Annotated in this window: 10 protein-coding genes; 4 read left to right on the forward strand and 6 right to left on the reverse strand. The window is 62.0% G+C overall.

Annotated elements, in window-relative coordinates:
• Positions 1-2: 2 nt before the first annotated feature.
• From mazG to HX793_RS18265, 6 genes are all read right to left on the reverse strand, one after another.
• Positions 3-836: a nucleoside triphosphate pyrophosphohydrolase gene (mazG, locus tag HX793_RS18240; RefSeq protein ID WP_177059454.1), complete on the reverse strand. Its 834-nt coding sequence runs from the start codon at positions 834-836 to the stop codon at positions 3-5.
• Positions 836-3079, reverse strand: a complete 2244-nt coding sequence (gene relA / locus HX793_RS18245; protein WP_033900680.1) for a GTP diphosphokinase — start codon at positions 3077-3079, stop codon at positions 836-838. Before relA ends, mazG begins: the two co-directional genes overlap by 1 nt.
• 119 nt (positions 3080-3198) lie before the next feature.
• Positions 3199-4551, reverse strand: a complete 1353-nt coding sequence (gene rlmD / locus HX793_RS18250; protein ID WP_177059450.1) for a 23S rRNA (uracil(1939)-C(5))-methyltransferase RlmD — start codon at positions 4549-4551, stop codon at positions 3199-3201.
• The gene (gene cysM / locus HX793_RS18255; RefSeq protein ID WP_177059449.1) at positions 4551-5453 is read right to left on the reverse strand and encodes a cysteine synthase CysM; all 903 of its coding nucleotides are present in this window, start codon (positions 5451-5453) and stop codon (positions 4551-4553) included. Before cysM ends, rlmD begins: the two co-directional genes overlap by 1 nt.
• Before the next feature lie 111 nt (positions 5454-5564).
• On the reverse strand, positions 5565-6161 hold the full coding sequence (locus HX793_RS18260; protein WP_177059448.1) for a tRNA-uridine aminocarboxypropyltransferase: 597 nt from the start codon (positions 6159-6161) through the stop codon (positions 5565-5567).
• Between the two features lie 6 nt (positions 6162-6167).
• Entirely contained in the window at positions 6168-7061 is an 894-nt protein-coding gene (locus HX793_RS18265; protein ID WP_177059447.1) for a LysR family transcriptional regulator, read from the reverse strand.
• Positions 7062-7306: 245 nt separating this feature from the next.
• Between HX793_RS18265 and speB the strand changes: the two genes are divergently transcribed.
• The 4 genes from speB to HX793_RS18285 are packed head-to-tail and all read left to right on the forward strand — an operon-like array spanning position 7307 to position 11622.
• The gene (gene speB / locus HX793_RS18270) at positions 7307-8257 is read left to right on the forward strand and encodes an agmatinase (protein WP_016976505.1); all 951 of its coding nucleotides are present in this window, start codon (positions 7307-7309) and stop codon (positions 8255-8257) included.
• The gene (locus HX793_RS18275; RefSeq protein ID WP_016976504.1) at positions 8257-8679 is read left to right on the forward strand and encodes a YybH family protein; all 423 of its coding nucleotides are present in this window, start codon (positions 8257-8259) and stop codon (positions 8677-8679) included. The genes speB and HX793_RS18275 overlap by 1 nt, the downstream gene beginning before the upstream one ends.
• Positions 8680-8700: 21 nt before the next feature.
• Positions 8701-10215 (forward strand): purine-cytosine permease family protein, encoded by a 1515-nt coding sequence (locus tag HX793_RS18280; RefSeq protein ID WP_016976503.1) that lies wholly within the window; start codon positions 8701-8703, stop codon positions 10213-10215.
• 24 nt (positions 10216-10239) lie between these two features.
• Positions 10240-11622 (forward strand): sodium:solute symporter family protein, encoded by a 1383-nt coding sequence (locus HX793_RS18285; RefSeq protein WP_177052473.1) that lies wholly within the window; start codon positions 10240-10242, stop codon positions 11620-11622.
• The last annotated feature ends 50 nt before the right edge of the window (positions 11623-11672 follow it).

Below are 11672 nucleotides of genomic sequence, written 5' to 3' on the forward strand. Positions count from 1 at the left end.
GCTCAACCGCAGCTGGACACATTCTTTTCCTGACGTTTGGCTTCGCCCCACAGGGCGTCCATCGTTTCGAGGGTGCAATCTTCTATGGATTGGTGCGTATCGCGCAATGCCTGTTCGATAAATCGGAAGCGTCGTTCGAACTTGGCATTGGCGCCACGCAGCGCGGTTTCCGGGTCGACCTTGAGGTGACGGGCCAGGTTGACCGCCGCGAACAACAGGTCACCAACCTCATCGGCAATTGCCGCCGAATCGTTGTCGGCCATGGCTTCGAGCACTTCATCCAGCTCTTCGCGCACGTTATCCACCACCGGCAGAGCCGACGGCCAGTCGAAGCCGACCTGGCTGGCGCGCTTCTGCAATTTGGCGGCGCGGGACAGGGACGGCAGCGCCGTGGGCACGTCATCCAGCAGGGAAAGTTGCTCCGGCGCGTCGGACTTTTCCGCACGCTCCTCAGCCTTGATCTGCTCCCAGCGCTCCTTGACCTGTTCTTCACTCAGCTGCGGGATGTCCAGCGGTGCATACAGATCGCCCGTGGGGAACACGTGGGGATGACGACGGATCAGCTTGCGCGTGATGCTGTCGATCACCCCGGCGAATTCGAAGCGCCCTTCTTCCCGTGCCAACTGGCTGTAATACACCACCTGGAACAACAGGTCGCCCAACTCGCCTTGCAGGTGATCGAAGTCGCCGCGCTCGATGGCGTCGGCCACTTCGTACGCTTCTTCAAGGGTGTGCGGGACGATGGTGGCGTAGGTTTGCTTGATGTCCCACGGGCACCCGTATTGCGGGTCCCGCAGGCGGTTCATCAAGTGCAGCAGGTCTTCGAGCGAATACATCATGGGGTTCGGTTACGCCGCGTCTCGATGATATTCGGTAGCTGGGAAATCCGCCCCAGCAACCGCCCCAGTGCGTCCAGCCCCGGAATCTCGATGGTCAGGGACATCAACGCAGTGTTGTCCTCTTTGTTCGAGCGGGTGTTGACCGCCAGCACGTTGATCCGCTCGTTGAGCAACACTTGCGACACATCCCGCAGCAAGCCGGAACGGTCGTATGCACGAATAATGATGTCCACCGGGTAGGTGAGCACCGGCACCGGGCCCCAGCTGACCTGGATGATCCGCTCCGGCTCACGCCCGCCCAGTTGCAGCACCGAGGCGCAGTCCTGGCGGTGAATGCTCACGCCACGGCCCTGGGTGATATAGCCGACGATGGCGTCGCCCGGCAACGGCTGGCAGCAACCGGCGATTTGGGTCATCAGGTTGCCCACGCCCTGGATCTGGATATCGCCGCGCTTGCCGGGCTTGTAGCCGGTGGCCTTGCGTGGGATCAGTTCCAACTGTTCGCTGCCGCGTTCCGGCTCGACCAATTGTTGCGCCAGGTTGACCAGTTGGGCCAGGCGCAAATCGCCAGCACCGAGGGCGGCGAACATGTCTTCGGCGATCTTCATGTTGGCTTTTTCGGCCAACTTGTCGAAGTCCACCTGAGGCAGGCCGAGGCGCCCCAGTTCGCGTTCAAGCAAGGTTTTACCGGCGGCGACGTTCTGGTCGCGCGCCTGCAATTTGAACCAGTGGACGATCTTCGCCCGTGCCCGCGACGTGGTGATGTAGCCCAGGTTCGGGTTCAGCCAGTCGCGGCTCGGCGTGCCGTGCTTGCTGGTGATGATCTCGACCTGTTCACCGGTCTGCAGGCTGTAGTTGAGCGGCACGATGCGCCCATTGATCTTGGCACCCCGGCAGTTGTGGCCGATCTCGGTGTGCACACGGTAGGCGAAGTCCAACGGCGTGGCGCCCTTGGGCAAGTCGATGGCGTGGCCGTCCGGTGTGAAGATGTAGACCCGGTCCGGCTCGATATCCACGCGCAGCTGTTCGGCCAGGCCGCCGATGTCGCCGAGTTCTTCGTGCCATTCCAGCACTTGGCGCAGCCAGGAGATTTTTTCTTCGTACTGGTTGGACCCGGCCTTGACGTCGGTGCCCTTGTAGCGCCAGTGCGCACACACGCCCAGCTCGGCCTCTTCGTGCATGGCGTGGGTGCGGATCTGCACTTCCAGCACCTTGCCCTCGGGGCCGATTACCGCGGTGTGCAGCGAGCGATAGCCGTTCTCCTTGGGGTTGGCGATGTAGTCGTCAAACTCCTTGGGAATGTGCCGCCACAGCGTGTGGACGATGCCGAGCGCGGTGTAGCAGTCGCGCATTTCCGGCACCAGCACGCGCACCGCACGCACGTCATAGATCTGGCTGAACGCCAGGCCCTTGCGCTGCATTTTGCGCCAGATGGAATAGATGTGCTTGGCGCGGCCGCTGATGTCGGCTTCGACGCCGGTGGCCTGCAACTCGGAACGCAACTGGTTCATCACGTCGGCGATGAAGCGCTCACGGTCCAGCCGCCGCTCATGCAGCAGCGTGGCGATCTGTTTGTATTGATCGGGTTCGAGGTAGCGGAAGGACAAGTCCTCCAACTCCCACTTGATATGGCCGATACCCAGGCGGTGCGCCAGCGGTGCATAGATGTCGAAAACTTCGCGGGCAACGCGGTTGCGCTTCTCGTCGTCGGCGGTCTTCACCGCACGAATCGCGCAGGTACGCTCGGCCAGCTTGATCAAGGCGACACGCACGTCGTCGACCATCGCCACCAGCATCTTGCGCAGGTTCTCGACCTGGCCCTGGGTGCCCAGCACCATGGACTGACGTGGGCTGAGGCTGGCGCTGATCGCGGCCATACGCAGCACGCCGTCGATCAACTTGGCCACCACGGCGCCGAAACGCTGGCTGACGGTGGGCAACTGAATATGCCCTTCACGCACGCCGCGATACAGCACGGCGGCAATCAGTGAATCCTGGTCCAGCTTGAGATCGGCGAGGATCTCGGCGATTTCCAACCCGGTGCGAAAGCTCGAAGTGCCTTCGGCCCACAGGTTCTTGGCCGCATTGTCTTGCTGCTCAGACTCGCGAGCGAACTCGCAGGCTGCTTTCAAGGCTTCACGGTCCAGTGCCGGGTCGACACTGATGGCATGATCCAGCCATGCCTCGAGATTGATACTGCCGTCGGTGTTGATCGGCTGGTGTGCTCTCACCTGTACCATCTTGCTTACCTTCCCTACGACGCACCTTCGATGCGCCAGAATTCATCGCCGACCTTCTACTGCTCCCTGGCAGATCACAGGCCCTGGAGACGACAGGCCGGTCGGATTAAACGGGCATCCTAGCCCGCTTCAAATAACGCCATGGCCTCGACATGCGCGGTTTGCGGAAACATGTCGAGGATCCCGGCACGTTTTAGCCGGTAGCCTTGCTTGACCAACTCAACCGTGTCCCGCGCCAGCGTGGCCGGGTTGCAGGACACATACACCAGACGCTTGGCTCCCAGGGTCGCGAGCTTGCGCACAACCTCCAGGGCACCATCACGGGGTGGGTCCAAGAGTACCGCAGAAAAGCCCTGTTTGGCCCATTCCGCGTTAGTCAAAGGCTGGGACAAATCGGCCTGAAAAAACTGTGCATTATGCAAATCGTTGCTGACGGCGTTGACGGCCGCGCGGTCCACCATGGTCTGCACGCCTTCCACCGCCACCACTTCACGCACCTGGCGCGCCAGTGGTAGGGCGAAGTTGCCCAGGCCGCAAAACAGGTCCAGCACCCGTTCGTCGGGTTGTGGCGCCAGCCATTCCAGGGCCTGCGCGACCATCGCTTCGTTGACCCCGGCGTTGACCTGCACGAAGTCGCCAGGTCGGTAAGCGAGCTCCAGATCCCACTGTTCCAATCGAAAACCCAAGACCGAATCGACGTCGACCGGCTCAGGTTGACCCTCGCCATGCAGCCATAATTGGGCTTCATGGAAGGCACAGAATTCTTTCAATACCTGCAGGTCCGCTTCCGACAACGGCGCCATATGCCGCAGCAACACGGCGATGGAGGTGCCGCTGAACAACTCCACGTGCCCCAGGGCCTGCGGTTTGCTCAGGCGACGCAGCATGTTCGGCAGGCGCTGCATGATCGGTTGCAAGGCCTGTACCAGCACTGGGCAATCGTCGATGGCGACGATGTCCTGGCTGGCCACGGCGCGAAAACCTACTTCCAGCTGTTTCGCCTTGGCATCCCAGCGCACGGCCACGCGGGCGCGGCGACGGTAACCGAATTCCGGACCGCTCAAAGGCGCAGCCCATTCTTGCGGTTCGACACCGGCCACACGGGACAGTTGCTCGGCGAGCATGCGCTGTTTCAGGGCAAGCTGTTCGGTATGGGGCAAGTGCTGCACGCTGCAACCGCCGCAGCGGCCAACATGCGCGCACGGCGCCGGGCGGCGCAATTCGCTGGCCTTGAACACGCGCTCGGTGCGCGCCTCGACGATCTTGCCGTGGGCACCCAATACCCTTGCTTCAACTTCTTCGCCGGCCAGCGCACCATTCACGAACCAGGTGCGGCCTTCAAAAAACACGATGCCCCGGCCGTCATTGGCCAGGCGCTCGATGGTCAGGCGTTGTTTCTTGCCCACAGGGATCTGCGGGGCCCGGCTGCCGCCTGTCGGTTGGAAGCGCAGGCCTCTCTCGTGCTTGGCCATCAGTTGGGTTCGTCGAAGATGCCGGTCGACAGGTAGCGGTCGCCTCGGTCACAGATGATCGCGACGATCACCGCGTTTTCCACTTCCTGGGACAAGCGCAACATGCCGGCCACCGCGCCACCGGACGACACACCGCAGAAGATGCCTTCTTCACGGGCCAGGCGGCGGGTGGTGTCTTCGGCTTCACGCTGGGCCATGTCGATGATGCGGTCCACGCGGGTCGAGTTGTAGATCTTCGGCAGATACTCCTCGGGCCAGCGGCGGATACCCGGGATGGCCGAGCCTTCCATGGGTTGCAGGCCGACGATCTGGATCGCCGGGTTCTGCTCCTTGAGGTAGCGCGAGTTGCCCATGATGGTGCCGGTGGTGCCCATGGAGCTGACGAAATGGGTGATGGAGCCCTGGGTCTGGCGCCAGATTTCCGGGCCGGTGGTGGTGTAGTGCGCCTCGGGGTTGTCACCGTTGGCGAACTGGTCCAGCACCAGGCCACGGCCTTCGGACGCCATGCGCTCGGCCAGGTCCCGTGCGCCTTCCATGCCCTCTTCCTGGGTCACCAGGATCAGTTGGGCGCCGTAGGCGGTCATTGCCGCCTTGCGTTCGGCGCTGCCGTTGTCGGGCATGATCAGGATCATCTTGTAACCCTTGATCGCGGCGGCCATGGCCAGGGCGATCCCGGTGTTGCCCGAGGTAGCTTCGATCAGGGTGTCGCCGGGCTTGATCTGCCCGCGCAGCTCGGCGCGGGTGATCATCGACAGCGCCGGGCGGTCCTTCACGGAGCCGGCCGGGTTGTTCCCTTCAAGCTTGAGCAACAGGGTATTGCTGGTTTCACCCGCCATGCGTTGCAAGCGGACCAGGGGCGTGTTGCCGACGCAATCGGCGATTGTAGGGTACTGCAAGGTCATGGCGTATTCGCAATCCAGACTGCGGGGGCGAACATCATACCGGGAAAGGCCGGCGGGCCATATCACGCAAAGTGTGGTGCTTATGGCTTAAAGGAATAAGACACAGAATGTTCACCGCTCGCCATGGTTGCGGTTGAACACATCAGGCCCCATCGCCGCAATCTGGCCGTCGATCAACGCATCGAAGGGTTTGAGCAAGGGTGCAAACGAAGCGGGCGACTCCAGGACCTCCAGCGCCTGCACAATCGCTTCCACTGTCGACAGCGCGCCGGGGCCGGGCGCCTTGCGCAGCCGATAGCGGGACACTGCGTTGTCGGCCAACGCCACCCTTGGCAACGCCGCCAATAGCGGGTTGAGGTGCAAAAGCTTGCGCGCCTTGCGCCAAGTGCCGTCGGGGACCACCAGCAGCAGCGGCTGATCTTCGGGCGCGTACACCTTTAATGGCTGGGCGTCGTCAGCCGGAAACAGCAACCGTGCCTGGTAACCGGGCACGTTCAACAACGTCGGCAAGTCTTCAAACACCTCCCCTACTACCAACTGCGCGTTGTTCAAACCCAACGCCGCCAGCCGTGCGGTATTCAGCGCATGGTTGACCTCGCTCGGGTGCTGCAACAGCAACACGCGGGTGCGGCTATCGAGGCTGGGGATCAACGCGCACAGACAGTGGGCGACAGGCCTGAGGCAACGGGAACATTGGGGTCTGGACATGGTTTATCAGGCCTGGTTGAGCTGGGCTTTGAGCAAGTCGCGGAAGGTCTGGATCAGCGGTTCGCGACTGCGGCCTCGACGCATGATCATCGAGAACGGTGCCTGATAGCCGAAGGTCGCCGGCAGCAACACACGCAGGTCGCCCTTGTCGGCCCAAGCCTGGGCATAGTGCTCGGGCAGGTAGCCGATGTAGGCGCCGGACAGTACCAGGATCAACTGCGCCTCCATACTCTCCACGGTGGCTGCGCTGTGTTTGAAGCCGTGGCGTGCCAACTCGGCCTGGCTCCAATAGCCGCGACCGACCATGCGTTGCTGCGTGATCACCTGCTCGGGAATGCGCCGTTCATTGAATAAAGGATGCCGCGTGCTGCAATACAGCCAGTGCTGCTCGCGGTACAACGGCATGTAGATCAGCCCGCTCATGCGGTTGGAAAACGCGCCGATGGCCAAGTCCAGGCGGTTGTCCTGCACGCCCAGTTGCAGCTCATAAGGGCTCATCACCGACAGATGCAAGTGCACCGCCGGGTGTTCCAGGCTGTAGGCGCCGATCACTTCGGCGAAGGGCAACGCGTTGTCGCTGACCGTGGAGTCCAGCACGCCCAGTTTCAGCGTGCCGCGCAACTCGCCCTTCAACGCAGCAGCGTACTGCTCGAAACCTTCCAGCTCGCCGAGCAGGCGCAAGGTCTCTTGATGAAACAATTCGCCTTTGCTGGTGAGGCTGAACCCGCCGCGCCCGCGATGACACAGCACCAGGCCCAACGCCGCTTCCAACTGGCTCATGTACGTGCTGATGGCGGATGTGGACAGGTTGAGTTCGTGCTGGGCATTGGCAAACCCCTGGTGCCGCACGACGCTGACGAAGATGCGCAGGAGTTTCAGGTCGGGCAAGGCGTTGGCCATCGGTTCTCCAGAAAAACACAAAACCTGTGGGAGCGGGCTTGCCCGCGAATGCGGTGGATCAGTCGAGCGATCTATGGCTGACACACCGTATTCGCGAGCAAGCCCGCTCCCACATTTGAGCCGAGTTTACCTCAGGCATTAGTTTAGAAAAATCTGAACTAAGTATTTGCCCCTGCCGATTCTTTCGTTTCCATGTATTTCGCAGAATCGGCCCCTAATAAACAAAACAACGATGAGGCACTCCCGTGGACAAGATTTTCCACCAACCACTGGGCGGCAACGAAATGCCGCGCTTCGCCGGCATCGCCACCATGATGCGTCTTCCCCACCTGCAAACGGCCAAGGGCCTGGATGCCGCCTTTGTCGGCGTGCCCCTGGACATCGGCACCTCGCTGCGCGCCGGTACCCGCTTCGGGCCGCGTGAAATCCGCGCCGAATCCGTGATGATCCGCCCTTACAACATGGCCACCGGCGCCGCACCGTTCGACTCGCTGTCGGTGGCCGACATCGGCGATGTGGCGATCAACACCTTCAACCTGCTCGACGCCGTGCGCATCATCGAAGAAGCCTACGACGAGATCCTCGAACACGACGTGATCCCCATGACCCTGGGCGGTGACCACACCATCACCCTGCCGATCCTGCGGGCGATCCACAAGAAACACGGCAAGGTCGGGCTGGTGCACATCGATGCCCACGCCGACGTCAACGACCATATGTTCGGCGAGAAAATCGCCCACGGCACCACCTTCCGCCGCGCGGTAGAAGAAGGTTTGCTCGATTGCGACCGTGTGGTGCAGATCGGCCTGCGCGCCCAGGGCTACACCGCCGAAGACTTCAACTGGAGCCGCAAACAAGGCTTCCGTGTGGTTCAGGCCGAAGAATGCTGGCACCACTCACTCGCGCCGTTGATGGCCGAAGTGCGTGAAAAAGTCGGCGGCGGCCCGGTGTACCTGAGCTTTGACATCGACGGTATCGACCCGGCCTGGGCGCCGGGCACCGGCACTCCGGAAATCGGCGGGCTGACCACCATCCAGGCGATCGAGATTATCCGCGGTTGCCAGGGCCTCGACCTGATTGGTTGCGACCTGGTAGAAGTTTCGCCGCCCTACGACACCACCGGCAACACCTCGCTGTTGGGCGCCAACCTGCTGTACGAGATGCTCTGCGTGCTGCCTGGCGTGGCGCATCGCTGATGAGCACGCGCGAGGTGCTGCAAGCCGCTGCCGACCTGGTGGCGGCCTTCGCCCGCAATGACCGCGCCGCCTACTTCGGCGCATTCACGGCGGACGCCAGTTTTGTGTTCTACACCCTGCCCCAGCCGCTGCTCAGTCGCGACGCCTACCAGGCGTTGTGGGACAGCTGGCGCCGGGATGAGGGGTTCGAGGTGCTGTCGTGCACCTCGAGCAACGCCTTTGTCAGCCTGCAAGGTGACGTGGCGATATTCATGCATGACGTGGCCACCGAGTTGCGCATGAACGGGGAGCAATTCAATAGCCAGGAACGCGAGACCATTGTCTTCAAACGGCAAGGGCTTGGCGCAGAACAACAAGAAGGCCTGTGGCTGGCCTGTCACGAACATTTGTCCGCTATGCCGGAAGGGCTGCCGCCCCCTTAGCCAATGTGATCGGAGCAGATCATGAATAATAAAAACAACGATAAAAGTATTCGCAAGATAGAAACCAACGGGGTCGAGCAGATCCCGGACCACGAACGTACCGCCGGCCCCAAGGATCTGTTCCGACTGATCTTCGGCGGTGCCAATACCTTTGCCACCGCCGTGCTGGGTTCTTTCCCCGTACTGTTCGGTTTGTCGTTCCAGGCGGGTGTCTGGGCGATTGTGCTGGGCGTGCTGGTGGGTGCGCTGATCCTGGCGCCCATGGGCCTGTTCGGGCCGATCAATGGCACCAACAACGCCGTGTCTTCCGGTGCGCACTTTGGCGTGCACGGGCGGATTGTCGGCTCTTTTCTCTCGCTGCTGACGGCGATTGCCTTCTTCTCACTGTCGGTGTGGAGTTCAGGTGATGCACTGGTGGGCGGTGCGAAACGTCTGATCGGCTTGCCGGAAACCGACCTGAGCCTGGGCCTGGCCTACGGCGTGTTCGCGATCCTGGTGCTGACCGTATGCATCTACGGTTTTCGCTTCATGCTGTGGGTCAATCGTATTGCGGTGTGGGCGGCGAGCCTGCTGTTCCTGCTGGGGATCTTCGCGTTCGCGCCGGCCTTCGACAGCCACTTCGCCGGCACTGTCGCCCTGGGTCAGACCGGCTTCTGGGCGGCGTTCATCGGCGCTGCATTGGTCGCCATGAGCAACCCGATCTCCTTCGGCGCGTTCCTGGGTGACTGGTCGCGCTATATCCCGCGTGAGACACCGAAAATACGCATCATGCTGGCGGTGGTCCTGGCGCAAATCGCGACCTTGATCCCCTTCCTGTTCGGCCTGGCCACCGCGACCATCGTGGCGATCAAGGCACCGGACTACATCGCAGCCAACAATTATGTCGGCGGTTTGCTGGCGGTGGCGCCGAGCTGGTTCTTCCTGCCGGTGTGCCTGATCGCCGTGATCGGCGGCATGTCTACCGGCACTACTTCGCTGTATGGCACCGGGTTGGACATGTCCAGCGTGTTTCCTCGCCTGTTGTCACGGGTCAAGGCCACGTTGCTGATCGGGGTGATGTCGATTGCCTTCATCTTTATCGGACGTTTCGCCGCCAACCTGGTGCAAAGCGTGTCGACCTTCGCCGTGCTGATCATCACCTGCACCACGCCGTGGATGGTGATGATGATCATCGGCCTGATCGTGCGTCGCGGCTTTTACTGCCCGGATGACCTGCAGGTGTTCACGCGCGGTGAAACCGGCGGCCGCTACTGGTTCAGCCATGGCTGGAACTGGCGCGGGCTGGGAGCGTGGATCCCGAGTGCGCTGGTTGGCCTGTGCTTCGTCAACCTGCCGGGGCAGTTTGTCGGGCCGCTGGGCAATCTGGCGGATGGCATTGATATCAGCCTGCCGGTGACGCTGGGGTTGGCCTCGGTGGTGTACCTGACCTTGCTTCGTGTGTTCCCGGAACCGGCGGCTGTTTATGGGCCCCAGGGGCCGCTTCGCAGCCCAACGGGAGCAAGCTCCCTCGCCACAAAAAGCGCCTCAATAGCCTAAAAAAATAATCGGAGAACCGCCGTCATGGCTTTGGATTTATTCGTCGTACTCATCTACGCCGCCGGCATGCTCGTGCTCGGCTACTACGGCATGCGCCGCGCCAAGACCCACGAAGACTACCTGGTGGCCGGGCGCAACCTGGGCCCGTCGCTGTACATGGGCACCATGGCCGCCACGGTACTGGGTGGGGCGTCCACCGTCGGCACCGTGCGCCTGGGCTACGTGCATGGCATCTCCGGCTTCTGGCTGTGTGCCGCGTTGGGCATGGGCATCATTGCGCTGAACCTGTTCCTGGCCAAGCCGCTGTTGAAGCTGAAGATCTTCACCGTGACCCAGGTGCTGGAAAAACGCTACAACCCCATGGCCCGCCAGGCCAGCGCGGTGATCATGCTGGCCTACGCGCTGATGATCGGCGTGACCTCAATCCTCGCTATTGGCACCGTGCTGCAAGTGCTGTTCGGCCTGCCGTTCTGGATCTCGGTACTGCTTGGCGGTGGCGTGGTGGTGGTGTACTCGACCATCGGCGGCATGTGGTCGCTGACCCTCACTGACATCGTGCAGTTCGTGATCAAGACCGTCGGCCTGATGTTCATCCTGCTACCGATCTGCCTGTACCGCGTCGGCGGCTGGGACGAACTGGTAGCCAAGCTGCCCGCATCGAGCTTCAGCTTCACCGCGATCGGTTGGGACACCATCATCACCTACTTCATGATCTACTTCTTCGGCATCCTGATCGGCCAGGACATCTGGCAACGGGTGTTCACCGCCCGCGACGAAAAGGTCGCCAAGTACGCAGGCACGTTCGCCGGTTTCTACTGCATCCTCTACGGCCTGGCCTGTGCATTGATCGGCATGGCCGCGCATGTGCTGATCCCGGACCTGGATAACGTCAACAACGCCTTTGCCGCCATCGTCAAAGCCTCGCTGCCTGACGGCATCCGTGGCCTGGTGATTGCCGCAGCACTGGCGGCGATGATGTCTACCGCCAGCGCAGGCTTGCTCGCCGCCTCTACCGTACTGACCGAAGACCTGCTGCCGCGCCTGCGTGGCGGCAAACAGTCGAGCCTGGCCATCAACCGCCTGTTCACGATGCTGACCGGCATTGCCGTGCTGGGTATCGCCCTGGTGGTGAGCGATGTGATCAGCGCTTTGACCCTGGCCTACAACCTGTTGGTGGGCGGCATGTTGATCCCGCTGATCGGCGCGATCTTCTGGAAGCGCGCCACCACATCAGGCGCCATCACCTCCATGACCCTGGGCTTCGTGACGGCGCTGGTGTTCATGATCAAGGATGGCTTGGATGCGAACACGCCGATCTACTACAGCCTGGCGATTGGGCTGGTGAGTTTTGTGGTGGTGAGTTTGCTGTCGCGCCGGCCAGCGGGTGTGGCGGCCAGCGCGGTTTGAGATACAACTGGATTTAGAGCGGTTTCTTCAGCGGGCGCGACGTCGGATGT

The sequence above is a fragment of the Pseudomonas reactans genome (assembly GCF_013387025.1).
Taxonomy (GTDB): domain Bacteria; phylum Pseudomonadota; class Gammaproteobacteria; order Pseudomonadales; family Pseudomonadaceae; genus Aquipseudomonas; species Aquipseudomonas reactans.

Bases quoted from the DNA above. Each gene is read 5' to 3' on its own strand.
- HX793_RS18275 (WP_016976504.1), top strand. From the start codon at position 8,257: ATGAGCACGCGCGAGGTGCTGCAAGCCGCTGCCGACCTGGTGGCGGCC.
- relA (WP_033900680.1), bottom strand. From the start codon at position 3,079: ATGGTACAGGTGAGAGCACACCAGCCGATCAACACCGACGGCAGTATC.
- cysM (WP_177059449.1), bottom strand. From the start codon at position 5,453: ATGACCTTGCAGTACCCTACAATCGCCGATTGCGTCGGCAACACGCCC.
- HX793_RS18280 (WP_016976503.1), top strand. From the start codon at position 8,701: ATGAATAATAAAAACAACGATAAAAGTATTCGCAAGATAGAAACCAAC.
- HX793_RS18260 (WP_177059448.1), bottom strand. From the start codon at position 6,161: ATGTCCAGACCCCAATGTTCCCGTTGCCTCAGGCCTGTCGCCCACTGT.
- HX793_RS18285 (WP_177052473.1), top strand. From the start codon at position 10,240: ATGGCTTTGGATTTATTCGTCGTACTCATCTACGCCGCCGGCATGCTC.
- HX793_RS18265 (WP_177059447.1), bottom strand. From the start codon at position 7,061: ATGGCCAACGCCTTGCCCGACCTGAAACTCCTGCGCATCTTCGTCAGC.
- mazG (WP_177059454.1), bottom strand. From the start codon at position 836: ATGTATTCGCTCGAAGACCTGCTGCACTTGATGAACCGCCTGCGGGAC.
- rlmD (WP_177059450.1), bottom strand. From the start codon at position 4,551: ATGGCCAAGCACGAGAGAGGCCTGCGCTTCCAACCGACAGGCGGCAGC.